Annotated in this window: 22 protein-coding genes, 1 tRNA gene and 1 riboswitch; of the genes, 10 read left to right on the top strand and 13 right to left on the bottom strand. The window is 63.2% G+C overall.

Annotation, left to right across the window (positions count from 1 at the left end; translation table 11 throughout):
* Nucleotides 1-38 precede the first annotated feature (38 nt).
* The 3 genes from argJ (at nucleotide 39) to FVE66_RS16420 (ending at nucleotide 2,615) form a co-directional block, all read left to right on the top strand.
* Nucleotides 39-1,265, top strand: a complete 1,227-nt coding sequence (gene argJ / locus FVE66_RS16430; RefSeq protein ID WP_151448559.1) for a bifunctional glutamate N-acetyltransferase/amino-acid acetyltransferase ArgJ — start codon at nucleotides 39-41, stop codon at nucleotides 1,263-1,265.
* A 69-nt stretch (nucleotides 1,266-1,334) separates the two neighbouring features.
* The gene (locus FVE66_RS16425; RefSeq protein WP_151448558.1) at nucleotides 1,335-2,207 is read left to right on the top strand and encodes an ATP-binding protein; all 873 of its coding nucleotides are present in this window, start codon (nucleotides 1,335-1,337) and stop codon (nucleotides 2,205-2,207) included.
* Between the two features lie 18 nt (nucleotides 2,208-2,225).
* On the top strand, nucleotides 2,226-2,615 hold the full coding sequence (locus FVE66_RS16420; RefSeq protein ID WP_151448557.1) for an NUDIX domain-containing protein: 390 nt from the start codon (nucleotides 2,226-2,228) through the stop codon (nucleotides 2,613-2,615).
* 155 nt (nucleotides 2,616-2,770) lie between these two features.
* On the opposite strand, the gene FVE66_RS16415 is transcribed toward FVE66_RS16420, so the two are convergent.
* From FVE66_RS16415 to FVE66_RS16400, 4 genes are all read right to left on the bottom strand, one after another.
* Nucleotides 2,771-2,956, bottom strand: a complete 186-nt coding sequence (locus FVE66_RS16415) for a DNA gyrase inhibitor YacG (protein ID WP_151448556.1) — start codon at nucleotides 2,954-2,956, stop codon at nucleotides 2,771-2,773.
* Between the two features lie 11 nt (nucleotides 2,957-2,967).
* Nucleotides 2,968-3,723, bottom strand: a complete 756-nt coding sequence (zapD, locus tag FVE66_RS16410; protein ID WP_151448555.1) for a cell division protein ZapD — start codon at nucleotides 3,721-3,723, stop codon at nucleotides 2,968-2,970.
* Nucleotides 3,724-3,806: 83 nt separating this feature from the next.
* Nucleotides 3,807-4,442, bottom strand: coding sequence for a dephospho-CoA kinase (gene coaE / locus FVE66_RS16405; RefSeq protein WP_151448554.1), 636 nt, complete (start codon nucleotides 4,440-4,442; stop codon nucleotides 3,807-3,809).
* A gap of 1 nt (nucleotide 4,443) precedes the next feature.
* Nucleotides 4,444-5,313, bottom strand: a complete 870-nt coding sequence (locus tag FVE66_RS16400; protein WP_151448553.1) for a prepilin peptidase — start codon at nucleotides 5,311-5,313, stop codon at nucleotides 4,444-4,446.
* Nucleotides 5,314-5,450: 137 nt separating this feature from the next.
* Nucleotides 5,451-5,630, top strand: a riboswitch (yybP-ykoY riboswitch).
* Between the two features lie 5 nt (nucleotides 5,631-5,635).
* Between FVE66_RS16400 and FVE66_RS16395 the strand changes: the two genes are divergently transcribed.
* The 7 genes from FVE66_RS16395 (at nucleotide 5,636) to FVE66_RS16365 (ending at nucleotide 12,243) form a co-directional block, all read left to right on the top strand.
* Nucleotides 5,636-6,211, top strand: coding sequence for a TMEM165/GDT1 family protein (locus FVE66_RS16395; RefSeq protein ID WP_151448552.1), 576 nt, complete (start codon nucleotides 5,636-5,638; stop codon nucleotides 6,209-6,211).
* Nucleotides 6,212-6,320: 109 nt separating this feature from the next.
* Nucleotides 6,321-6,396 (top strand) — tRNA-Ala (locus FVE66_RS16390).
* 521 nt (nucleotides 6,397-6,917) lie between these two features.
* Complete coding sequence (locus FVE66_RS16385; protein WP_241673253.1) at nucleotides 6,918-7,928, top strand: Fic family protein; 1,011 nt, start codon at nucleotides 6,918-6,920, stop codon at nucleotides 7,926-7,928.
* A gap of 260 nt (nucleotides 7,929-8,188) precedes the next feature.
* Nucleotides 8,189-9,622 carry an amidase gene (locus tag FVE66_RS16380; RefSeq protein WP_151448550.1) on the top strand — a complete coding sequence of 478 codons (1,434 nt, stop codon included), beginning with the start codon at nucleotides 8,189-8,191 and terminating at the stop codon, nucleotides 9,620-9,622.
* A gap of 48 nt (nucleotides 9,623-9,670) precedes the next feature.
* Nucleotides 9,671-10,642, top strand: a complete 972-nt coding sequence (locus FVE66_RS16375) for an ABC transporter substrate-binding protein (protein ID WP_151448549.1) — start codon at nucleotides 9,671-9,673, stop codon at nucleotides 10,640-10,642.
* A 9-nt stretch (nucleotides 10,643-10,651) separates the two neighbouring features.
* Nucleotides 10,652-11,410, top strand: a complete 759-nt coding sequence (locus FVE66_RS16370; protein WP_194164407.1) for an ABC transporter ATP-binding protein — start codon at nucleotides 10,652-10,654, stop codon at nucleotides 11,408-11,410.
* Nucleotides 11,411-11,415: 5 nt separating this feature from the next.
* The gene (locus FVE66_RS16365; RefSeq protein WP_151448547.1) at nucleotides 11,416-12,243 is read left to right on the top strand and encodes an ABC transporter permease; all 828 of its coding nucleotides are present in this window, start codon (nucleotides 11,416-11,418) and stop codon (nucleotides 12,241-12,243) included.
* Here the strand turns inward: FVE66_RS16365 and FVE66_RS16360 are convergent, their stop codons facing one another.
* The 9 genes from FVE66_RS16360 to FVE66_RS16320 form a co-directional block, all read right to left on the bottom strand.
* A complete protein-coding gene (locus FVE66_RS16360) occupies nucleotides 12,244-13,695 on the bottom strand; it encodes an allophanate hydrolase (protein ID WP_151448546.1) in 1,452 nt (483 codons plus the stop codon).
* 22 nt (nucleotides 13,696-13,717) lie between these two features.
* Entirely contained in the window at nucleotides 13,718-14,704 is a 987-nt protein-coding gene (locus FVE66_RS16355) for a HEAT repeat domain-containing protein (RefSeq protein WP_151448545.1), read from the bottom strand.
* Nucleotides 14,705-14,758: 54 nt separating this feature from the next.
* Nucleotides 14,759-15,643 carry an ABC transporter ATP-binding protein gene (locus FVE66_RS16350; protein ID WP_151448544.1) on the bottom strand — a complete coding sequence of 295 codons (885 nt, stop codon included), beginning with the start codon at nucleotides 15,641-15,643 and terminating at the stop codon, nucleotides 14,759-14,761.
* Complete coding sequence (locus FVE66_RS16345) at nucleotides 15,640-16,434, bottom strand: ABC transporter permease (RefSeq protein WP_151448543.1); 795 nt, start codon at nucleotides 16,432-16,434, stop codon at nucleotides 15,640-15,642. The genes FVE66_RS16350 and FVE66_RS16345 overlap by 4 nt, the downstream gene beginning before the upstream one ends.
* Nucleotides 16,431-17,840, bottom strand: coding sequence for an ABC transporter substrate-binding protein (locus FVE66_RS16340; protein WP_151448542.1), 1,410 nt, complete (start codon nucleotides 17,838-17,840; stop codon nucleotides 16,431-16,433). Before FVE66_RS16340 ends, FVE66_RS16345 begins: the two co-directional genes overlap by 4 nt.
* A gap of 51 nt (nucleotides 17,841-17,891) precedes the next feature.
* Nucleotides 17,892-18,137 carry a 4Fe-4S dicluster domain-containing protein gene (locus FVE66_RS16335; RefSeq protein ID WP_151448541.1) on the bottom strand — a complete coding sequence of 82 codons (246 nt, stop codon included), beginning with the start codon at nucleotides 18,135-18,137 and terminating at the stop codon, nucleotides 17,892-17,894.
* A gap of 17 nt (nucleotides 18,138-18,154) precedes the next feature.
* Nucleotides 18,155-19,927, bottom strand: a complete 1,773-nt coding sequence (locus FVE66_RS16330; RefSeq protein WP_206668779.1) for a fumarate reductase/succinate dehydrogenase flavoprotein subunit — start codon at nucleotides 19,925-19,927, stop codon at nucleotides 18,155-18,157.
* 284 nt (nucleotides 19,928-20,211) lie between these two features.
* The gene (locus FVE66_RS16325; protein ID WP_161993310.1) at nucleotides 20,212-21,276 is read right to left on the bottom strand and encodes an ABC transporter substrate-binding protein; all 1,065 of its coding nucleotides are present in this window, start codon (nucleotides 21,274-21,276) and stop codon (nucleotides 20,212-20,214) included.
* Between the two features lie 332 nt (nucleotides 21,277-21,608).
* The gene (locus FVE66_RS16320; protein ID WP_241673252.1) at nucleotides 21,609-23,033 is read right to left on the bottom strand and encodes an HlyD family type I secretion periplasmic adaptor subunit; all 1,425 of its coding nucleotides are present in this window, start codon (nucleotides 23,031-23,033) and stop codon (nucleotides 21,609-21,611) included.
* Nucleotides 23,034-23,181 lie beyond the last annotated feature (148 nt).

The following is a 23,181-nucleotide window of genomic DNA, read 5'->3' as shown; positions in this document are numbered from 1 at the left end:
GCGCATGACCCACAACCAGAAACCACGAGAGCACGGACATGGCGGTCAATCTCCCACTTCCTTCGAACCTGTTGCCGGTACCCGGCATTGAACTCGGCTTTGCCGAAGCCGGCATCCGTAAGGCGAACCGCAAGGACCTGCTGGTGATGCGCCTGGCCGAAGGCGCCAGCGTTGCCGGCGTGTTCACGCTCAACCGCTTCTGCGCAGCACCGGTGCAACTGTGCAAGGAACACCTGGGCCAGCATCTGGACAGGCCGATTCGCGCGCTGGTGGTCAACACCGGCAACGCCAATGCCGGCACCGGCGAACCGGGCCTCGCGGCTGCGCGCGAAACCTGCGCCGCGCTGGCTGCGCTGCTGGGTTGCCAGGCCAATCAGATACTGCCGTTTTCCACCGGCGTGATCCTCGAGCCCTTGCCGGTCGAGCGTCTCACGGCCGGCCTGCCGGCGGCCATTGCCAACCTGAAAATGGACAACTGGCAGGCGGCGGCGGAAGCGATCATGACTACCGACACGCAGCCCAAGGCGGCTTCGCGCACGGCCACCATCGGCGGCAAGCAGATCACCCTGACCGGCATCAGCAAGGGCGCCGGCATGATCAAGCCGAACATGGCGACCATGCTGGGTTTCATCGCCACCGATGCCGGACTGCCGCAGCCGCTGCTGGCCCGACTGGTGAAAGAAGCTGCTGACCAGTCGTTCAACTGCATCACGATCGACGGCGACACGTCGACCAACGATTCCTTCATGCTGATCGCAACCGGCGCTTCCGGGCTGCAGATCACCTCGGCCGACTCGCCGGAATATGCGGCGCTGGCCGCCGAAGTGCTGGCCCTTTCGCAGCAGCTGGCGCAGATGATCGTGCGCGACGGCGAGGGCGCGACCAAGTTCATGACCATCACCGTCGAGCAGGGCGCCAGCGTCGAAGAATGCCGCAAGATCGCCTATTCGATCGGCCACTCGCCGCTGGTGAAGACCGCTTTCTTTGCTTCCGACCCCAACCTGGGCCGCATCCTGGCCGCCATCGGCTATGCCGGCGTCGACGATCTCGATGTCAGCAAGCTCGACCTCTATCTGGACGATGTACTGGTGGCCAAGGCCGGCGGACGCAATCCGGACTACCGCGAGGAAGACGGCCAGCGGGTGATGAAGCAAAGCGAGATCACCGTGCGGGTGCGCCTGGCGCGCGGATCGCATGCCGCCACCATCTGGACCTGCGACCTGTCGCACGACTATGTCTCGATCAATGCCGACTACCGGTCCTGAGGCCGCAGCGAAGCCAGCCAGACCAGCGAAACCAGCAAATCCAGCAAATCCAGCAAATCCAGCAACGACATGACTGAACTTGAACGATTCCTCAACCGCGCCGAGACATTGCTGGCGCGGGTAGAAGCGCTGCTGCCGGCGAACACCAAGCCCCTGGACTGGGAGGCCTCGACCGCATTCCGCTGGCGCCATCAGCGCGGCCGCGACGGCGGCTACCTGCAAGCGGTCACGCACCGTTCCGGCATCACGCTTGGCGACCTGCACAATATCGAGCGGCAAAAGGAGCAGATCGAGCAGAACACGCGCCAGTTCGTCGACGGCAAGCCCGCCAACAACGTGCTGCTGACCGGCGCCCGCGGCACCGGCAAGTCTTCATTGATCAAGGCTTGCCTGAACGCGTACGCAGACCGCGGCCTGCGCCTGATCGAGGTCGACAAGGAAGACCTGGTCGACCTGCCCGACATCGTCGAACTGGTCGCCGCCCGGCCTGAGCGCTTCGTGATTTTTTGCGACGACTTGTCGTTCGAGGAAGGCGAGGGCGGCTACAAGGCGCTCAAGGTTGCGCTCGATGGCAGCATCGCAGCGCAGTCGGACAACGTGCTGATCTATGCCACCTCCAATCGGCGCCACCTGATGCCCGAGCGCATGTCCGACAATGCGACTTACACGCACACCGACGATGGCGACCTGCATCCCGGCGAGACCGTCGAGGAGAAAATCTCGCTGTCCGAACGCTTCGGGTTGTGGGTGTCGTTTTATCCGTTCCGGCAGGCCGACTACCTGGATATCGTTGCCCACTGGCTGCGGCATTTCGGTTGCGGCGAGGAAGAGATCGAGGCGTCCGGACACGAGGCCCTGCAATGGGCGCTGCAGCGCGGTTCGCGCTCGGGGCGCGTGGCCTGGCAGTTTGCCAAGGACCACGCCGGCAAGGCTGGCCGCTAAGCGGCCGGAAAGCAGCGAATGCCCGCCATCGACGTTGCCGTAGGGGTAATGCGCAAGTCCGACGGCAGCCTGCTGCTGGCGCAGCGTCCGCCAGGCAAGCCCTATGCGGGTTACTGGGAGTTTCCGGGCGGGAAGGTCGAGCCGTCAGAGAGCGTGCTGGACGCGCTCAAGCGTGAATTCGAGGAAGAGCTGGGGGTGAAGGTGCTGCAGGCCCAGCCCTGGTGCTGCGTCGAGCACGTCTATCCCCACGCCCACGTCCACCTGCATTTCTTCATCATCCGCGCCTGGCAGGGCGAACCGCAAAGCCTGGAAGGGCAGGCTTTTGCGTGGCAGGGGAATGTGGAAGTGGAACCGGTGCTGCCGGCGACCATACCACTGCTGGAGTGGCTGTACCGGGTGGATCAGTAAACCTCGCCTTGTAAGCTAGGCATTACTCATATCCTGATTGAAAGCATGGCGCGACGCACGCCAAGAACGCTCCCTCCCTTTCAAGGGGAGGGCTGGGGTGGGGATGGGGTCAACGCAATGTAATGCGGCGTGACTTTTTCAGGAATGCCCCCTGACTACCCCTCGCGATTCTCGTCCTCAATGTCCTGCGGCGGATTCACCGCAGGAATCACGTATTTCTCTTCGGCCCATGCGCCCAGGTCGATCTGCTTGCAGCGCAGCGAGCAGAACGGCCGGTATTTGTTCTCTTCCTTCCATTCGACCTTGGCCGAGCAGGTTGGGCAATTTACAACGGTAACCATGGATGGATCTGTCAGAAATTACAGAGCGTCAGTTCGAACGGAACGTCGGTCTCGATGGGGCGCGGCTTCATGTCGCCGTCCTGCAGCGTGAAGCGCACCCACAGCATGTACTTGTTGGCGGAAATCTCCGGGATCGCTCCCAGCGACTCGTCCAGCGTCAGCCGCAGCATCTGGTAGACCTTCCCTTGCAACATCTGCTGGTAGCTGCCAGCCTGTGCGATGAACTTGGAGGGGCGACCTGATTCGCGCAGCAGCCGCAGCACCAGGCCGATTGCATTGAACAGCGGTTCCAGCGGCCCGAACCAGTTGGAGATGTCCTGCAGCCGGCTTTCGGTCGGGCGCTGTTGCCAGGCATGGTAGGAAGGCAGGTCGAACTCGCAAGCGCCACCCGGAATGATGGTGCGGCCGCGGATGCTCATCAGCCATTCATTTTCACGGATATGCTGGCCGGTCCGGCCCTGTGCGGCGATCAATGCGGAACTGACTTGGTCGACCTCGCCCAGGATGGCGTCCAGCATCTCGGGCTGCACGTTAGGGTTGCTGCGGAAGCCTAGCAAGGCGTGCTTCTGCCGTTCGAGTTCCTGCAGCAGGTCGGATTTCAGGTCGGCGCGTCCGGCGACTTCCAGCATCTCGAAGATGGTGGAGAGCGCGACGTGGTGATGCAGCGCATGGCCTTGCTGCACAAAGAAAGCGAACTTCTCGTATAGGTCTTCCAACCGCAACAACGTGCGAATGCGCTCGTTGAAAGGGTATTCGTAGACAATCAATGTTGCATCCGTAGGGTAGTGGAGGCCGGTCCGACAATGTACGTGATTCTGACCCATGCCGGGCGAAATTACAAACCCTGTAACTATTGATTGCTTGCCGCCCGTGCAAGTGACGAGTAAAGCGCATGAAGCCGGTCCACTTCAGGCGCGAGCGCGGCCGGATCGCGGTCATTGACGATCACATCGTCAGCCACCGCCAGCCGTTGTTCACGCGTGGCCTGCGCTGCCATGATTGCCAGCACCTGTTCTTGCGTCAGCCCGCTGCGCCGCATGACCCGCTCTACCTGCAGCGACTCGGGGCAGTCGACCACCAGCACCCGCGACACGCGATCGGCCCACTTGCCGGACTCCACCAGCAGCGGCACCACAAAGATCGGGTACAGCCCGCTCGCGCGCTGTGCGGCACGCTCGGTCTCGACCCGGATCAGCGGATGCAGGATCGCCTCCAGCTGCTTCTTGGCGTCGGGATCCGAGAACACCCGTTGCCGCATGCGGTCGCGGTCCATTGCTCCCTCGGGCGTCACATAATCATCCCCGAACTGCTCTCGTATGCCCGGCATGGCGGCGCCGCCGGGGGCAGTCAGGGCATGGGCGATGCGATCGGTATCGATCAGGCTTGCGCCGCGCTCGGCCAGCATGTCGGCCACCAGGCTCTTGCCGCTGCCTATGCCGCCTGTCAGGCCCACCGAGAATGGCAGGCGCAAGGGTGCGGATGTCATGTCAGTACGCTCCCGGCAGCCAGGCCTGGACAATCGGCTTGCCGAAGATCAGCGCAATCAGCCCTGCGGCCGCCAGGTAGGGGCCGAACGGAATAGGGACGTCGCGCCCGTGACTCTTGAACACGATCAAGCTGATGCCGACCACCGCGCCGACGATCGACGACAGCAGGATGATCAGCGGCAGCATGGTCCAGCCCATCCATGCGCCCAGCGCCGCCAGCAGCTTGAAGTCGCCATAGCCCATGCCTTCCCTGCCGGTCGCGAGCTTGAACGCCCAGTACACCGACCACAGGGACAGGTAGCCGGCGATGGCGCCGATCACGGCGGTGTGGATCGGTACGAATGTGCCTGCCAGGTTGACTAGCAAGCCGCCCCACAGAAGCAGGTAGGTCAGGTCATCGGGCAGCAACTGGGTGTCGGCGTCGATGAAGGTCATGGCGATCAGCAGATAGCAGAACAGCAAGGCCGCAAACCCGGCCAGTCCGCTGCCGAACTGCCACACCAGGTAGCCCGACAGCACCCCGGTCAGCAACTCGATGATCGGGTAGCGGGCCGGGATCGGCGTCTTGCAGTTGCTGCACTTGCCGCCCAGCGCCAGGTAGCTGACTACCGGAATGTTTTCCATTGCCGTGATCTGGTGTCCGCACTTGGGGCAGGCCGAGCGCGGCACGGCCAGGTTGTAGCGGTCGGTATGCGGCACCGGCTTGCCGCTCTCCTCGGCAACGTAATTGTCCGACTCGCGCTGCATCATGCGCGGCAGGCGGTAGATCACGACATTGAGGAAACTGCCGATGATCAGGCCGAAAACGGCGGCGACCAGGCTGGGCAGCAAGGAGTGGGGCGCGGCGAGAAGAAGGTCGGCAGGGGCCATGAAAGAGGAGTGCGTGTCAGTTTGTAGGTGGCGCTATATTAGCGCAGCGCAGCCTTGCAACAGCAGTCCCTGCAGGCTTCGTTGCGCTTCATGCCACAACAATTGCCGTGACGGTGAAGGGTGCGGCATCGTAAAATGCCGAGGTCATTGGGGAGTAGCCGCCCTTCGCAAGCGAAGGGGCCTTCGTCAACATGCTTGATCCCGCACGCCGGGCTCATGGCGCAGGCAGTCCTGAACCTGGCAAGACCTTTGACCATGCCGCACTCCATTGCCGGGGCAGCTGCATGGTCAACCGTTACAGCCCCGGCGATGGATCTGCAAATTGGAAGCTTTCCTGCTCTCGACGGGTGTTGTCGCGCTGGCTGAAATCGGCGACAAGACCCAACTCCTGGCCTTCATCCTGGCCGCGAAATTCCGCAAACCTTTACCGATCATCGCCGCGATATTCGTCGCGACGCTGTTCAATCACGCCTTTGCCGGCGCCATTGGCGCGCTGCTGACCTCGCTGCTCGATCCGCAATGGCTACGCTGGGGACTGGGCATTTCCTTCATCGCGATGGCAGCCTGGATCCTGGTGCCCGACAAGTTCGACGAGCGCGACGCCCACCTGGCTCACGCTGGCGTGTTCGGCACCACGCTGCTGGCATTCTTCCTGGCCGAGATGGGCGACAAGACCCAGATCGCCACGGTCGCGCTGGCGGCACAGTACCAGTCCCTGCTGCTGGTGGTCGCCGGCACCACGCTGGGAATGATGATCGCCAACGTGCCCGCCGTCCTGTTCGGCGCCCGCATTGCGCACCGGATTCCGGTGCGCCTGGTACACGGGATTGCGGCGCTGATTTTCGCGGCGCTGGGGGTGGCCACGCTGCTTGGGGCAGGGGCGCGGCTGGGGTTTTGAACGGTTTTGGGCGGTAGCGGGGTATTGGTGGCGGGGGTGTTCCGGGGAGCGGATATTTTTGCCGGATGGCTTGCATGCCGGGATGGAATCCTTAAGAATAGGATTCACTGGGGCGGTAGCTCAGCTGGGAGAGCGTCGCGTTCGCAATGCGAAGGTCGTGAGTTCGATCCTCATCCGCTCCACCATACACAAGGGCTCGGACTTATCTCCGGGCCCTTTTTCTTTGTGCAAGCTCCGCGCGCCACCCGCAAGCCCGCAGCAGCCCGCTCCAGTGCAATTAAGCTCGGGAGGCCAGTCGGCACATGGTCAACCACCCGCCACCACTATTCAAAAAACCAACCGTTCTCGGTTGGTTTTTTTTCGCCCATTTCCCCCAGTTGTTGGCGCGGATTCCGGGCCTTGCCTCGCGAGCGCTACTCGTCCAACCCTTTCACCCCCGCCGACGCCTCTCTGCTGGCTTGACGCTTGTCATGCAGGGGTATCGGCAGGCTGGCTCCATTGGCAAGCAGTTCACTGTTGTTGACGACGTTGGCAAATCCATCCTGCTGACCGTCGCGAGGCGCACGGCGCGAACCAATAAAACATCCATTCACACCCATTTCCTCTCGTAGGATCGATGGACTTACCATCTTTATAAATGGGTGTTATTGGGTGTATTATTGGTTCCATGCTTCGCTCTGACACCCTTCAGATCACCCCTGAGATCTTGAGCCTGATCGCTCGGATTGATGAGTTCAAAGGCGCTTGGCGCGCCTTGGGCACGCTTGCGCCTGATCGTCTATCTGCCTTGCGCAGGGTGGCCACCATCGAGAGCATCGGGTCGTCTACCCGTATCGAAGGCAGCAAGCTGACCGATAGGGAGGTGGAGAAACTGCTTTCCAACCTGGCCATCCAGTCTTTCGAGACCCGTGATGAGCAGGAGGTGGCTGGCTACGCCGAGCTGATGGACTTGGTGTTCATCTCCTGGCGGGACATCCCGTTCAACGAGAACCATGTCAAGCAACTGCACCAGATCCTGCTGCGTCACAGCGAGAAGGACTCGCGGCACCGGGGACAGTACAAGACCAACTCGAACAGCGTGGCCGCTTTCGATGAAAACGGTGTGCAGATCGGGATCGTGTTCGAGACGGCAAGCCCGTTCGACACGCCGTGCCTGATGGCTGAACTTGTGACCTGGGTGAATGAGGAGCGCGACAAGGCGCAGTTGCACTCGCTGTTGATCATTGCGATCTTCGTGGTGGTGTTCCTGGAGATCCACCCGTTCCAGGATGGCAACGGACGCCTCAGCCGTGTTTTGACCACTTTGTTGCTCATTCAGGCTGGCTACGCCTACGTGCCCTACAGCTCACTAGAAAGCGTGATCGAGCTCAATAAGGAGGCGTACTACCTTGCCTTGCGGCAGACGCAGGGGTCGATCCGGACGGATGCAACCAACTGGCAACCGTGGCTGGTGTTCTTCCTGCGGTCATTGGCCGAACAGGTCAGGCGACTGGAAAAGAAGGTCGAGCGCGAGAAGATCGTACTGGCGGCCTTGCCCGAGCTATCACTGCAGATCGTCGAATTTGCCCGTGAGCACGGGCGCGTCACGATCGGCGATGCCATCAAATTGACGGGTGTCAGTCGAAACACGCTGAAGCAACATTTTCGCAATCTGGTCGAGCACGGTCATTTGAATCAGCAGGGCAGAGGGCGGGGTGTCTGGTACGAACTCAAGTGATGGGATTAATGGATGTTTGATTTGATTGTTTCGGGCGCCGGTTGGTAACCCCATCGTGACTCGTTCGACAGTGGCCGCGTACTTGAGGACACCGATGCTGCCATTACTCAGCGCTTCATGCCGGACAAGGTTCTGGACATCAATGCCTGGCACAGCGGCATGGATCGCATTTTCCAATTAACGATATGTAAAACCATTCCTGTTCCAAATTTTTCCTGCTGAATATTATTCAGACTCCTTATCCAGGCAGGAGTCATTTAATGTCCGCAGTTCAACAGCCCATCACGCCGTCGCAGGCATCGCACGTCACAGATCTTTCATTGGCATCTGCGGAAGAGTTGCTCGTGCTTTACCGCAGCAAGCAGGCTTCGCCGGTCGAGGCGGTCAATGCGGTGTTGGCCCGCATCGAACGGCTTGAGCCCAAGGTCAATGCCTTTGTCCTGCTCGATCCGCAGGCCGCTTTGTCGGCCGCGCGCGAGTCCGAAGCAAGGTGGCAGAAGGGCGCGCCGATCGGACTGGTGGATGGGGTTCCCGCAGCGTTGAAAGACCTGATCTGGGCGCGCAATTGGCCGACTCTGCGCGGCAGCCTCTCCATCGATCCCAAGCAGGACTGGAATGAAGATGCGCCTGCCACTGCGCGCTTGCGCGAACATGGCGCCGTGTTGCTGGGCAAGACCACCACCTCGGAGTATGGCTGGACCGCATTGGCAGACAGCCCGCTGACCGGCATCACCCGTAACCCCTGGGATTTGTCGCGCACCGCCGGCGGCAGCAGCGGTGGCTCCGCCGCAGGTGCGGCACTGGGATTCGGTCCACTGCATGTGGCCACCGATGGCGGCGGCTCCACCCGCCTGCCGGCAGCCAATTCCGGCGTCGTTGGTTTCAAGCCGACTTTCGGCCGCGTGCCTGGCTATCCCTCGGCTCATACGGGCACATTGTTTCATGTGACGCCGCTGACACGAACGGTGGGCGATGCGGCACTGCTGCTGCAGGTAATTGCCCAGCCGGATCCGCGCGACTGGAATGCCTTGCCGGCGCCATCGGCGGACTGGCTCAACGGCCTCGATCGCGGCGTAGCCGGCTTGCGCATCGCTTTCAGTCCTGACCTGGGCTATGCCGAGGTTGATCCCGAGGTGGCCGAACTGGTGGCACAGGCAGCAGCCGTCTTCACCGAACTGGGGGCGACCGTGGTGCGGGCAGATCCTGGCATCAAGGATCCGCTGCCTGATTACCGCGTCCTCGCCGATGCGGCCGTGGCGCGCCTGTTGGCCAGCCTGACTCCCGCCGAGCGTGAACGGGTCGACCCGAACCTGCAAGCAGTCGGCGCGCGTGGCAGCTTGCTGGATGCCGTCACTTACCTGGCGGCGGTCCAGGCCCGCGAAGCGTTCGGACGCCATCTGGCGCTGTTCCACCGCGACTACGATTTGCTCATCACGCCGAGCACCGCAGTGCCGGCATTGCCTGCCGATCATGCGGGCACGACCGGCACGCGCGGCGTCACCCCTTCGGCGTTTGCCTACCCCTTCAATTTCTCGCAGCAACCCGCCATCTCGGTACCGGCGGGCCTGACCAAAGCCGGCTTGCCGGTCGGCCTGCAGATCGTCGGAGCCAAGTACAACGACGCCCTGGTTTTGCGTGCCGCACGGGCATTCGAGTTTGCCCGCCCTTTCGCCCGGCCAGCCGACCCGGCCTGATCGCTTCCGCAAACGTTTTTCATCCATGAACCAAAAGAGCACTTTGATATGAACAGAATGATCGACTCGATCCGGCGCCCTGTGCGCGCCCTGGCTTTCCTTGCAATCTCGGCCATGGCGTCGGCCACATGCAGCGCGCAGGATGTGGTTATCGGCGAGGGCCTGGCCGCCGGCTGGGGCCAGTTCTTCGTGGCCGACCAGCAAAAGCTGTGGCAGAAGGAAGGACTCAATCCCAAGTCGGTCACCTTCGCCAGCGGACGCCTGGTGCTGGACGCGGTGGTCGGTGGCAGCGTCCTGATCGGCACGGCGGCTGAAACGCCGGTGGCGTTTGCTGCGCTCAACGGCCTGCCGGTGCGCGTCATCGGCACGCTCAACCGCCATGAACCGTTCGACGTGGTGACACGCACGGACATCAAGTCGCTCAAGGACCTGAAAGGCAAGCGCATCGGCTATTCACAAGGGACCAATGCGCATTACTACCTGCTCAAGGCGCTTGGCGCGGCCGACCTGAAACTGACCGATGTGACGGCGATCAGCCTCACCCCATCTGACTTCGTCACCAGCCTGGTGAATGGCAGCCTGGACGCATTCATCTGGACCGAGCCCCACATTTCGCAAGCCATCAAGCAGGGCAAGGGCAAGATCCATGCGATCTCCACGCCGGGTCTGTATCGCAGCCACTCCAGCATCATTACCTTGCAGTCCACCATCGACAAGCATCCCGAGTTGCTGGTCAAGGCCCTGCGCGCGCTATTGGCGGCGGACAAGTCGCTGAAAGCCGATCCCGAGGGCGCAATCAAGATCGTGGCCGATCGCATCAAGCTCGATCCGGCGGTAACCCGCAGCTTCTGGCCACGCCTGAAATTCGATGTCGACCTCGACAAGGCCGATCTGGTGAAGGAACTCGAAAGCCAGGCCAAATGGGCGATCGACAACAAGCTCACGCGTCCGGATGCCAAGCTGCCTGACTTCAATGCTGTGGTCGTCACGCGCTTCCTTGACGAAGCACGCAAAAAATAGGGAACAATCGTGTCATTCATTGAATGTGCAGGCCTGGGCCACCGCTACGAAAGTGCGCTGGGCCAGTCCAACCAGGCACTCAGCGCCGTTTCGCTGTCGATCCAGGCCGGCGAGTTCGTCTGCCTGCTTGGCCCCAGCGGCTGCGGCAAAACCACGCTGCTCAACCTGCTCGCCGGCTTCCTGTCGCCCAGCGAGGGACAGCTCAGCGTGGGCGGGCTGCCGGTCAGGGGGCCCAGCCCGCAGCGCGGCGTGGTGTTCCAGGACTATTCGCTGTTTCCGTGGCTGACCGTGGCCGACAACGTGGCCTTTGGTCTTCGCATGAAAGGCCTGTCGGCGGCGCAGTGCTCAACTGTCGTCGCAAGCCATCTGGCGCTGGTGGGCCTGGAGTCGGCGGCCAGGCGTTATCCGTTCGAGCTGTCGGGCGGCATGAAGCAGCGCGTGGCCATCGCCCGCGCACTGGCGCCCGATCCCGACGTGCTGCTGATGGACGAGCCATTCGCGGCGCTGGATGCCATGACCCGTGGCTCCTTGCAGGAGCAGTTGCTGCAGATTCACGAATCCCAGGGCAAGACGGTCGTGTTCGTCACCCACAATATCGGCGAGGCGATCTTGCTGGGCACCCGCATCCTGGTGCTGTCACCCAACCCGGGGCGCGTGGTGGAAGACCTGAAGGTGGACCTGCCGCGTCCACGGCGGCGCACCAGCACCCAATTCAACGCGCTGTATGAGCACCTGACCGAGCTGATCGGCTTCGAGACAGTCGACTGAAATTCATGAAATATCGTTCTTTCTGGTCTTCATCGCTCGTGCTTGGGAGTCTCGGCACGGGTCTGTTTTTTGGTGCCTGGGAAGGCTTGAGCCGCAGCGGCTGGGTGGATCCGGTGATGCTGCCAGGCCCGGCCACGATCGTGCAGACCGCGGCCGCCATGCTGGCCAGCGGTGAACTGCAGGCCCACCTCGAAGCCAGCTTGTGGCGCGCCATCGCCGGCTTTGGCATAGGCGCGTCATTGGGCGTGGTGCTGGGCGTGTCCATGGCGCGCTCGCGCTTTCTGCAGGGGCTGCTGAACCCGCTGCTGCAGATGTTTCGCGCCGTGCCGGCACTCGCCTTCGTGCCGCTGGCGATTTTCTGGTTTGGCATCGGGGAGGTGTCGAAAATATTCCTGATCTCGTGGGGCGTATTTTTTCCGGTCTGGGTCAATACCTACCTCGGTGTGCGCGACGCCAACCCGCTGCTGGGGCGGGCCGCAGCCAGCCTGGGCGCGCGCGGCTGGCGCATGTTGCTGTTCGTGGTGTTGCCGGGTGCCTTGCCCTTCATCATTGCGGGATTGCGCATCAGCCTGTCGGTGGCCATGGTACTGCTGGTGGCAGCGGAACTGGCCGGCGCCATGTTCGGGGTCGGTTACCTGATCCAGATGTCGCAGCAGGTATTCCGGGTCGACCAGATGTTTACCGGCCTGATTGCGCTTGGCCTGATGGGTTTCCTCGCCGATTTTCTGTTCACGCGGCTGATCAAACGCCTGCTGCCGTGGTACGGCGCTGATGGCGCCGCCAACAACGCCAACAATGCGCCGGCGCGCACGGCGCGCGCCAGCCAGCCCTGATCAGTATGGCTTGCCGCTGCAGTTCGGCGCCGCAGTGGCGCCGAGCATGCCGCCGATGCGGGCATGAAAACGCTGCGCCAGCGCCGCCACGCGAAGGTCGGCAAACGGCAGGCCGATGAAGCTCAGGCCAAACGGCAGGCCGTCTTCGCGCAAGCCCGCCGGCACGCTGATCGCGCTGAGTTGCAAGGGATTGGCAAAGTAGGTGTAGTAGCCCATGTTGGTGTTGAGAGCCTGGGGCTGGGCCTCCACTTGATCGCAGCGGTAAATCGTGGCGGCCGTCGGCAACACCAGCGCGTCGACATCCTTCAGGGCGCTCCAGGCCCGGCGCTTGAGCGATTCCAGGCGGTACAGGCATTCGAAAGCCTGCTGTGCGTTGTAGTTCCGGCCGGCGCGCAATGACTGGCGCACGGCAGGATGCACCGCGTCCGGATGGGACTCGACCGTGGCGCCGTAATCGATCCAGCGCTCGGCCACCAGCGGGCTGTCAAACACCAGCGAGCGGGCTTCCGCGAACGCTGAAAAATCAATTTCCATCGGCTCGCCGCCCAGCATCTGCAGCCAGCTCAGTGCGCGTTCGAACTGTGCCTTGGCCTCCAGATCGCCGAAAAATTCCAGATGCTGCGCAGCCGGCAGGCCAAACCTGAAACGTTCGCGCAAGGTGTTTGCGGACTTGCGCCAATCCTGCCCGATCACGCTCCAGGGATCGCGCTCGTCATGACCGGCGATGACATCGAGGACCTGCAAGGCATCGCCGGTGGTAAGGGCGAACACCGGCGCAACATCGAAAGTGCGGTTGTTGTACAGGAAGCCGTAGGTGCTGACCAGGCCGGGTGTCGGTTTCAGGCCGACGATGTTGTTTAGCGCGGCTGGCACGCGGCCCGAACCGCCAGTGTCCGAGCCAATCGAAAAGCTGGCCTGGCCGGTCGCGACCGCCACCGCCGAACCCGAGCTCGAGCCGCCCGGGATCAAGTCCGGATTGAAGGGATTGCGGCAATGCCCGGACGGCGAGCGCACTCCCACCAGCCCGGTGGCGAATTGGTCCATGTTCTGCTTGCCGATCAACAGCGCGCCGGCCGCCTGCAGCTTTTCAACCACGGCCGCAGTACGCGTCGCCGTGTAGCGCAAGGCTTCGCAAGCTGCTGTCGTCGGCAGGCCTGCGACATCGATGTTGTCCTTGACGCCGAAGGGCAGGCCATACAGGGGCAGCACTTCGCCGCGCGCAGCCCGTTGCTGGAGTGCCTGGGCGGCATCCCGCAACGCGGGCAAGGGCAGGCGATACAGCCAGACCTTGTCATCCACAGTAACGAGAGCGCGGCGCTCCAGTTCTTCAACCAGCGCCAATGGCGTCAGGCCGCCATGCCGGTAGGCCTGTTCAAGGGTGTCGAGATCCAGGCTCAGGCCGGCCAGGTCGTGGCGGCCGTCGTTGGGGGGTGTTGCACTTGCGGTGTTCATGTTGGCAGGCCAGTACTTGTGTTCAGGCGCGCTGCCCAATCATGCCCAGGGCCAGGCGCGCCGCCTTGCGCACTTCGGGATCGCCATCCTGTGCCGCCTGCTCAAGCGCCGGCACGGCGGATGGGTCGGCGATTTCGCCAAGGGCAATGGCAGCTTCCTTGCGCAGGTTGGCCGAACCATGTACGAGAGCGGAGCCGGTAATGGCAGGCACGGCGCGGGCATCCCCGAGCCTGCCAAGCGCGCGCGTGACGCGCTGGCGTACCTGCCAGTAGCTGTCCTCCAATGCATCGAGCAAGGCGTTCAAGCTGCCTGCCAGCTTCAATTTGCCGAGGGTGGTTGCGGCTTCCTCGCGAACTTGCCAGGCTGGGTCCTGCAAGGCTTGCAGCAGTGATGCCAGCACGTTGGCATCGCTGGCATCGGTGGCCAGGCCGATGGCCCCGACTGCGGCACGCCGGACTTCCGGATCGGGGTCGCTATTGGCGAGATGGATCAGCGCCGGTAGCGCCTCGACCCGCTTCAGCCAGCCCAGCACGCCCACTGCCTCCAGTCGCACCTGCGCAAACGTGTCCTGCGTGGCCTTCAGGGCTGGCAGGAAGCTGGCGGGCAGGCGCAGTTCGCGCAGCGCGCGTAACACGGCGGCGCGTGCAAACGGCTCCGGCGATGCCAGCGCTGGCAGCAGCCACTGTCCGCTTTCCGGCTCGCGGATTTCTCCCAGGCTGAATGCGGCTGCATCACGCACGGCCTGGTCGCTGTCGGTCAAGGCATTCAGCAGGGCCGCCAGGCTGACGGGGTCCTCCCGGTAGCTCAAGCGGCCGGCGGCTTCCGCCCGTACCGCGGCATCGGCATCGTCCAGCGCGGCGGCCAGCCACGGCACATGGTCCTCGTTTTCAAGGTCGGCCAGCTCGATCAGGGCCAGCCGGCGTACCGTGGCATCGGGATCGCCCAGGCGGGGGAAAAGCGCGGACAGTTCCACGTCGGCGGCGGGCGGAGGGGGCAAGCTATGGCTCATGACGGAAGGGGTAAAAAAGAAAGTGACGGGAGCGCCGGGGCAAGGCCCGGGTCGCTAGTTCGCCGCCGGGCCGGCCAGCGGTGAAAGCCTCTCCAGCGGCGGGCCGCCTTCTGGCGAGCGCAACTGGTCCAGGCAGTGGCGCTTGCGGGCAGAAAACGCCGGGCTTGTCAGCCAGTCCGCGCCGCGCGGCCGGCTGGCCGGGACGATCAACTCCTCCATGATGCGGCCCGGACGAGCGCTCATGACCAGGATGCGGTCGGCCAGGAACAGCGCTTCGTCGATGTCGTGCGTGACAAAAACCACGGTCATGCGTCGCTGGCTCCACAGTTCCAGTAGCAACTCCTGCATCCTTAGCCGGGTCAATGCGTCAAGCGCGCCGAACGGCTCATCCATCAGCAATACGCGGGGACGATTGATCAGGACGCGTGCGATCTCGACGCGCTGCTGCATGCCGCCGGACAGGGCGTTCGGGTAACGGGTCTCAAAACCCGTGAGCCCGACGTCGGTCAACATGGCCTGCGCCTGGCGCCGGCGTTCGGCGCGCGCCACGCCCTGCATCTTCAGGCCATAGGCAATGTTGTCCTGCACTGACAGCCACGGAAAAAGCGTGTGATGCTGGAATACCAGGCCGCGCTCGGGCGCCGGGCCGCTGATCGGTTTGCCGTCCAGCAGTACTTGGCCCCGGGTCGGCTTGAGGTGGCCCGCCAGGGCGCCGAGCAAGGTTGATTTTCCGCATCCGGACGGACCGAGCAGGCAGACGAATTCGCCCGGCTGGATGCGAAGCGTGACCTGGTCCAGTGCGGCGAAGCGCTGCGCACCCTCGCCGAGATGCACCGAGACATCGTCGATGTCGATCAGGCCGGGCGCCGCTGCGGCGGGTGTGGCCTGCGCTCCCTGTGCCTCCAGTGCTTCCTGCGTTTCATGGAACACGGCGCTCATGGTCGGCCTCCGGGACGGTACCAGGGCATCAGGCGCGAGCCGCTCCATTGAACCAGGGCACTGCTGCCCAGGCCCAGGAAGCCGATCAGCAGCATGCCGACCACGATGTTGGCGTAGTTCTGCACCGTGTACGACTCCCACGTGTAATAGCCGATGCCGTACTGGCCCGAGATCATTTCAGCAGTCACCAGGCAGAACCAGCATGTACCAATGCCGATGGTCAGCCCGGTCAGGATGCCTGGGGCAGCGGACGGCAGGATGACCTGGGCAAACAGTCGCCATGGCCCGGTGCCCAGGCTGCGTGCCGAGGCAACCAGGCGCTGGTCGACCGAGTTCACGCCATGAATGGTGCTGAGCAGGATCGGAAACAAGGCGCCGACAAAAGTGATGAAGACCATGCTTGCCTCGGATGAGGGAAACATCAGGATGGATAGCGGAATCCAGGCAACCGCGGGGATGGGGCGAGCGATTTCCAGCGGGGGCAGGAGGGCTGTGCGCACCCAGGCCGAACGTCCGATGGCCAATCCGAGACCGATGCCCGCCACTGCGGCCAGCGCGAAGCCTGCGGCCACCCGGGCCAGGCTGCTGGACAAGTGGTTTTGCAGCTTGGGCGAATGCAGCAAATCCCAGGCGGCACGCAGGACTTCGAGAGGGGCGGGCACGTACTCGAACGTCACCACGGCCAGGTTCAGGTGCCTGGTCGATGCCAGGTGCCAAAGCAGCAGGCAAACCGCGAGCGACAGCAGCCACCCTGACCAGATCAGGGCGGCGTGGCGCGACCTTCCGCTCACAGATTGCCGGCCGCACGCAGGGCGGCGTAGTCGAGCACGCTGCTCTTGTTGGCCGCAGCGTAGGCGACGGCGGCGTCCTTTTGCAGGAAGGCGCTCACCTGGCCCCTGGCATCACGTGCATACCACGCCGTCGTGCCGAGCAACTTGATCCGGTGGATCAGGTCATGCACGTAAACCGCGCGTACCTTCTTGCCGGATTTTTCCAGCTTGGCCAGGTCGCCGACCGCCGATTCTATGGACGCGTAATGCCGTACCTTGGGCTCGCCTGCAACCCAGAGTCCGGCCAGGCGTTTGGTGTCGGTGATCGGCTTGCCGGTCAACGCATCGTTGCTTTTGAGTGCCAGCGGCTCGTTGTTCTTCAGCCGCGCGTCGTAATTCAGCCCAGCCTGTTTGAATGCGGTCCGGATGTACTGGTCGTCCACGAAGTTGGCAGCATCAGGCTTGATTTCGATGCGGCGCATCAGGTGCAGGGTATCGATGGCTGTCCCGAGCGCCTGGCGGTATTCCGGCTTCCAGGTGAAGTCCCGTGTCTGCAGCCCGAGCGGACCGTGGAAGAGGTAACTCACAGGGGCGTCGATGCCAGTGATTTTTTCGATCAGCTCGCTATATTTTTCCGGGTTGCTGGCGAACAGCTGGTCTGCCTCGATGGCGGCACGGAGGAAGGCGACGACCACTTCAGGGTGCTTGCGAGCGAATTCCGCGCCCACCAGCGATCCGTGGAAAGTTGGGGTCGAGGATTGCACCCCATCGTAGATCTTGCGCGCAAAGCCACGGTAGGGAAACAGTTCGGCAAACGGGACGAAATCCGCATGCGCGTCGATTTTCCCGGACTGCAGCGCCGGGCCTGCTACCTCGGGCGCCTGGGTGATGATGGTGACGTCCCTCTCCGGGTCCAGTCCCTGGCTTTTCAAGGCGCGCAGAAGCATGCCGTGTGCAGCCGAGGCAAAAGGAACCGAGATCGTGCGCCCGCGCAGTTCGGAAAGCGACGTGTAGGGCGAGTTCTTTGGAACCACCACGCCGTTGCCGCTGCCCAGCACGCTTCCGGACAGGACGGTGACGAAGATGCTCTTCTTGCCGGCTTTCAGGAAAGCGGCGCCGTTGGCCGAACCCGGGAATTCGGCCATGGTGCCAATATCCAGCTTGTCGGCGACCATCTCATTGGTGAGGGGAGCGCCGGAAGTGAAATTTTTCCACTGGATATCGTACTTCACGTCCTTGTACTTCCCGCTGCGCGGAAGGTATTTGTCGAGCAATTTCAGTTCGCGGATCAGCAGGCCGCCGGTGGCGCAGTTGATGGTCGTGTCCTGCGTGCCGATGGCGATGCGCACGGTTTCTGCCTGGGCAAGGAATGAGGCGGAAAGCGTTGCCAGGGCCAGGAGGTTGCGTGCAAGGCGGGGGAATGTCATGGGTGTCCCTTTGAAGGTTTGATGTTTTCTGCAGGCCGGACCGGTTCCGGATCAGCGAAGAAGATAGGGAATGCCAACCTGGATCGCGCCGGTCGGGCAATCCTTCTGGCAAGGCAGGCAGTACCAGCATTCATCGTGTTTCATGTATGCCTTGCCGGTTTCGGCATCGATGGCCAGGATGTTCATCGGGCAGACGTCAATGCAGACCGTGCAACCTTTCTCGGCAATGCACTTGTCCGGGTCGACCGTGACCGACGCCTCGCTGATCTGGGTAATGCTGCGGGCTTGAAAAGGCATGGGTGACTCCTGAAAAATCAGACAGTGGCGGGCGCAGGGGCGGCGGCATTCGCCTGGCTGGCGCTGCGGTTCACGCGCAGGCGGCCATAGGCATCTTTTTCATCGTCGGCGATGGGAATGATGTAGGGCTCGACCTCGCGCTTGAAGTGGGTCATGCGGCCGGATCCATCCTTCTTCACATGGGCGTGGCAGAACCAGTCGGCGTCGTTGCGCTCCGGGTAGTCCGCGCGCAGGTGATAGAGGCCCCAGCGGCTTTCGGTGCGGAACAGTGAAGCCCGGGCCGCCAGCTCCGCACAGTCGCGGATCACCGACACCTCGGCGGCGCGCATCAGTTCGTGCGCGTCGCGCGCGTGCAGATGGTCCAGGTCCTCGCCGATCTCGGCAAAACGCTGCAGGCCGATCTCGTACTTGCGCGTGACTTTCGGCGGCTGCAGGTAGTCATTGACGAAGCGGCGCAGCTTGTACTCGACCTGTTGTGGCGGCAATCCTTCCGTGCGCAGCAGTGGCGCGTATACGCGCTGGCGCTCGCGCTCGACCTGCCCGGCATCCACCGCGGACAACTCGACGGCGCTGGCGCGCTGCGCCGCGTTGGTGCCGGCAAACCAGCCATAGGTGAACGCGCCCAGCATGTAGTTGTGAGGCACGGCTGCCATGTCGCCGGCGGCATACAGGCCCGGTACGGTGGTCTCGGCGCGCTCGTTCACATGCACGCCTGACGCGCTGTGCCCGCTGCAGAACCCGATCTCGGAGATATGCATCTCTATCATCTGATGCCGGTAGTCGGTGCCGCGGTTGGCGTGGAACTGGCCGCGGCTGGGCCGTTCATTGCCGTGCAGGATGGTCTCGATGGTCTGGATCGTTTCCTCGGCCAGGTGGTTGAGCTTCAGGAAAACAGGTCCTTTGCCGCCTTGCAGTTCGTTGTAGAACTCCAGCATCATCTGGCCGCTCCAGTAGTCGCACTCGATGAAGCGCTCGCCGTGGCTGTTGGCGGTGTAGCCTCCCAGTGGACCGGTCACGTAGGCGCAAGCCGGGCCGTTGTAGTCCTTTATCAGCGGATTGATCTGGTAGCACTCCAGGTTCGCCAGCTCGGCGCCTGCGTGGTAGGCCATCACATAGCCATCGCCGGCGTTGGTGGGGATTTCGTAAGTGCCCATCAGGTAGCCGGATGCCGGCAGGCCAAGGCGGCCAGCAGCGCCGCAGGCCAGCACCACCGATTTGGCGCGGATCACGTGGAACTCGCTGCTGCGGGAATCGAAGCCCATGACGCCATTGACGCTGCCATCGGCGGCGGTCAGCAGCCGGGTGGCTATTACGCGGTTGGTGATTTCGACCCGGGCGCGCTTGAGCTGGCGATACAACACCCGCTTCACGTCATGACCTTCCGGCATCGGCAGGACATAGGCGCCCATGTGGTGCACCTTGCGCACGGCGTAATCACCGGTGGCGTCCTTCTCGAACTTGACGCCCCAGCGGTCAAGCTGCTCGATGGTGGTGAAGCTGTGCCTGGCATAGGCGTACACCGTCGACTGGTTGACGATGCCATCGTTGGCGATCGTGATTTCCTTGGTGTACTGCTCGGGCGTTGCAAAGCCGGGAACGACGGCGTTGTTCAGGCCGTCCATCCCCATCGAGATTGCACCGCTGCGCTTGACGTGAGCCTTGTCCAGCAACAGCACCCGCAGCGCGGGATTTTGTTCCTTGGCCTTGATCGCGGCCATCGGACCGGCCGTGCCGCCGCCGACGATGACGACGTCATATTCAGTTTCAATGGTGGGTATATTGGTGCGCATTGCCTGGCTCGTGCCGTATACCCGGCTCGCCCGGGAGCCGGTATCCGAATGTGTTGCCGCTGGATGGAGGGGGTGCTAAATGGAAAACCGGCATCCAGACAGCGTGGCCCTGATGGCGGAGATGTATCCATCAGGCCTTGTCATGACAAGACCTGACGCATTTTCCCCGACCGCAGCGAGTCGGCAAACGAAGAAAATCGAGTAGGGATATTCGTAAAATGACGAGGAGGGGAGGGCCTGCCAGCTGTCGCGGTTGGACAGAAGGCCCGTTCCCGGACCCCTGGTCAGAATCGCAGGCGGCCGTTCTTGCCCAGCAGCGCCATGTCGAACCACGACGACAGGCCGTCTTCCGGCGCCGCATTTTTGACGACCAGGCCGCCGAGGTCGATCGCCGGCGCAATGCGGATCGACTGCACGCCCTGATGCTGCGTCACCATCTTTTTCTCGATCGCCGCAGCGAGCGTCTTGGCGGCGGCGTAGCCTTCCAGCGTCAGGGAGGAGACCGGCTCGTCACGGAAGCGTTCCATCATGTCGGCATGCTCTTTTTGCAGCCGCGATTTTGCACTGCCGGCGTCCGGCACCACCTGCGAAAAAACCGTCCACTCAAGGTTTCTGGCCCCGGCAACTTCGTGCAATGTCGGCAGGCTGACCAGCGACGTGCCGGCGATGAATCCGGCCGGGGAATGCTGGCGATAGGCCTTCAGGAACATGCCGATTTCGAGCGTATCGCCCAGCACGATCACGACGCCGGGTGCGACGCTGGCGATGTGCCGGGCCTGTTTTGCCAGTTCGCCGTGGTCGCTGGCCAGGGTCCAGCTGCCTTTGTGTTGCATCTTGTTCTGTTTGAGCATGGACAGCGCGCGTCCAAGCATGTCCTGCTGAAGTTTGCTCTGCTGCACCGCCAGCGCCACGCTGGTAATGCCGATTTTCTGGAAGTGATTCAGCAGGAAGGCGAGTTCCAGTTCATGGCGTGGCCGCCACAGCGCAACCCTGGGCGACGACACCGCCACGCCCAGCGGCGCATACAGCGTCAGGCCACTGTTCTGGAATGCGGCGCTGCCGGTAATGGCGCGGGTAGTTTCTTCGCCGACGCCGCCGAACAGGAATTGCACACGCTCCTGCTGTATTAGCTGCGCAGCCGCCTGGGCAGCCGCCTTTGCATCGCCCTTGTCGTCCAGCACCACCAGTTCGACCTTCTTGCCGGCCACGCCGCCGCTCTTGTTTGCCATGTCGAAGAAGGTGCGCAACCCTGCTACGTAATCGCGTCCGATTGCGCCATTCGGGCCGCTGAGATCAATCACCTGGCCGATCACCAGTGATCCGGGAGTCGCGGCACGTGCCGGGGACATGCTGACGGTCGCCAGCATGCCAAGAACAAATGTCGCAATAGCGAGGAGGATTGCAGGCGAGGGCAGCAATTTTTCAGGATGCATTGGAAGGAGAAAAAAGAAGGGTGGACTGCGTCCGCCTGCCAGCGCCCGATCGCGGACGCCCGGCATCGAAACCGGGATCGGTGTGTCACCGTCGGGCGACACACCTGACTATCGATCGGCATGTCCGGTTGCCTTACGACAGATTGTGGCGAGTCTACGGGGCGATGGTTACGGAATTGTTACAAGGGAGTCCCATGTAGCCATACCGCTTGCATGTTGTTCCCTTGGCGCTCCCCTGGTTACTGTCCCTACCGCTCCCGCCCCGCCTCCTGCCATGCCTTTTGCACCGGGGACAGCAGGTATTCCATCACCGTGCGCCGTCCCTGATGGATTTCTGCCACCACCTGCATGCCGGCGTCCAGGCGTAGCGGCTTGCCCTCCAGCGGCAAATCCTGGCGGTCCAGTCGCACCAGCGCCTTGTAGCGCAGGCCGGTCGCAGCCTGGTCGGCATCCTTGGGCGTGACGCCGGCTGGCGCAGCAGGAGAAGCAGGAGCCATGTCGGCTGCATCCGGACCGACATGCACCACGGTGCCATCCAGCATGCCGTATTTCTGGAATGGATAGGCACTCAGCTTGAGCCTGACGCGCTGCTCCCGATGGACGAATCCCACGTCTTCGTTTTTTACATAGACTTCGGCCTGCAGGGGATCGCCGCTGGGTATCAGCGACATCAGCACTGTGCCTGGGCCGACTACCGTGCCGGGGGTATGGGTGGACAGGTCCTTGATCACGCCGCGCTGTGGCGCACGTAATGACAGCAGGCCTGACTTGTGGTCGATCTTGTTGCCTTCTTCCAGCAACTGGCGGAACCGGGCATCGATATCGGCGCGCTCGTTGTGCAGTTCGCTGCGGTAGCCAGACCGGATCCCGGACAGCCGCTTTTCACTGGCGGCGATCGTGGCCCGCAGGCTGGCGACCGTCGCTGTCTGGGCACGCAGGTCCTGCTCCCTCTCCATCAGCTCGCGCTGCTTTTCCTCGACGGCCAGCGCGCCGTAGAAACCCTCACGGCCAAGCCGGGCAAAGGCCAGAGCACTGCGCTGGTAGACGGGTATCGCTTCCTGCAACTTGCGCAGCAGTTCCAGCGCCGCCTGCAGGTCGTGCCGGGTCTTGTCGAGCACCGACTGCTCCTGCGCCAGCGCATCGCCCTGGGCCTGCACATGGGCAGCCTGCTGCGCCGCCACCCGCGCGAAAAGCTCCGGCGGATCGCTACCGTCGGCCGTCAGCGCTTGCCCTGCCAGTTCGGCATCGATGCGGCGCAACTGCAAGCGCTTCAGCGCGGATTCGCTGCGTATTGCGCGCGTGTCGGCATTGGCAATGCTGGCATCCATGCGTATCAGCACTTGCCCCGCCTCCACCAGCTCACCCTCGCGCACCAGGATCTGTTGCACGATGCCGGCCTCCGCCGGCTGCACGATCTTCAGATAGGTCTGTGGCACCAGCCGGCCCTCGGCCGAGGCCACCACGTCCAGCTTCCCGAAAATTGCCCACAGCAACAGCAGCACCACCAGCGCCGCTACGCTGCCAAGCACAGCCCGCGGCAGGGCAGATGGCGGGCTTTCCTGGATCGCAAGCAGGCCGGGGGCGAAGGCCCGCGCGCCGGCTCCGATGTGATGCGTGGGCTGGATGGGCTGCATTGGCTGCATCCCCGGCATGGGCCCCGGCGATTTCGTCATCGTGGACTGCTCGGGCATCAGCGAATACCCAGCGAGTCGTAAGGCACGATCCCTGACAGTGAAGCAGGCGCCTGCGGCTGGCTGCCGAAGCGGCTGTCGCGCAGCACGGCGTGGATATCGGTGCCTGCGCCCGGCAGTCCGGCCTGGG

The organism is Lacisediminimonas profundi (assembly GCF_008831265.1).
In the GTDB taxonomy this organism is placed as follows: Bacteria; Pseudomonadota; Gammaproteobacteria; order Burkholderiales; family Burkholderiaceae_D; genus Lacisediminimonas; species Lacisediminimonas profundi.
The sequence above is the reverse complement of the archived record's forward strand: the minus strand, read 5'-3'. Positions and strand labels throughout refer to the sequence as shown.

Bases quoted from the DNA above. Each gene is read 5' to 3' on its own strand.
- argJ (WP_151448559.1), top strand. From the start codon at position 39: ATGGCGGTCAATCTCCCACTTCCTTCGAACCTGTTGCCGGTACCCGGC.
- FVE66_RS16425 (WP_151448558.1), top strand. From the start codon at position 1,335: ATGACTGAACTTGAACGATTCCTCAACCGCGCCGAGACATTGCTGGCG.
- FVE66_RS16420 (WP_151448557.1), top strand. From the start codon at position 2,226: ATGCCCGCCATCGACGTTGCCGTAGGGGTAATGCGCAAGTCCGACGGC.
- FVE66_RS16415 (WP_151448556.1), bottom strand. From the start codon at position 2,956: ATGGTTACCGTTGTAAATTGCCCAACCTGCTCGGCCAAGGTCGAATGG.
- coaE (WP_151448554.1), bottom strand. From the start codon at position 4,442: ATGACATCCGCACCCTTGCGCCTGCCATTCTCGGTGGGCCTGACAGGC.
- FVE66_RS16400 (WP_151448553.1), bottom strand. From the start codon at position 5,313: ATGGCCCCTGCCGACCTTCTTCTCGCCGCGCCCCACTCCTTGCTGCCC.
- FVE66_RS16380 (WP_151448550.1), top strand. From the start codon at position 8,189: ATGTCCGCAGTTCAACAGCCCATCACGCCGTCGCAGGCATCGCACGTC.
- FVE66_RS16375 (WP_151448549.1), top strand. From the start codon at position 9,671: ATGAACAGAATGATCGACTCGATCCGGCGCCCTGTGCGCGCCCTGGCT.
- FVE66_RS16365 (WP_151448547.1), top strand. From the start codon at position 11,416: ATGAAATATCGTTCTTTCTGGTCTTCATCGCTCGTGCTTGGGAGTCTC.
- FVE66_RS16360 (WP_151448546.1), bottom strand. From the start codon at position 13,695: ATGAACACCGCAAGTGCAACACCCCCCAACGACGGCCGCCACGACCTG.
- FVE66_RS16355 (WP_151448545.1), bottom strand. From the start codon at position 14,704: ATGAGCCATAGCTTGCCCCCTCCGCCCGCCGCCGACGTGGAACTGTCC.
- FVE66_RS16350 (WP_151448544.1), bottom strand. From the start codon at position 15,643: ATGAGCGCCGTGTTCCATGAAACGCAGGAAGCACTGGAGGCACAGGGA.
- FVE66_RS16340 (WP_151448542.1), bottom strand. From the start codon at position 17,840: ATGACATTCCCCCGCCTTGCACGCAACCTCCTGGCCCTGGCAACGCTT.
- FVE66_RS16335 (WP_151448541.1), bottom strand. From the start codon at position 18,137: ATGCCTTTTCAAGCCCGCAGCATTACCCAGATCAGCGAGGCGTCGGTC.
- FVE66_RS16330 (WP_206668779.1), bottom strand. From the start codon at position 19,927: ATGCGCACCAATATACCCACCATTGAAACTGAATATGACGTCGTCATC.
- FVE66_RS16325 (WP_161993310.1), bottom strand. From the start codon at position 21,276: ATGTCCCCGGCACGTGCCGCGACTCCCGGATCACTGGTGATCGGCCAG.
- FVE66_RS16320 (WP_241673252.1), bottom strand. From the start codon at position 23,033: ATGACGAAATCGCCGGGGCCCATGCCGGGGATGCAGCCAATGCAGCCC.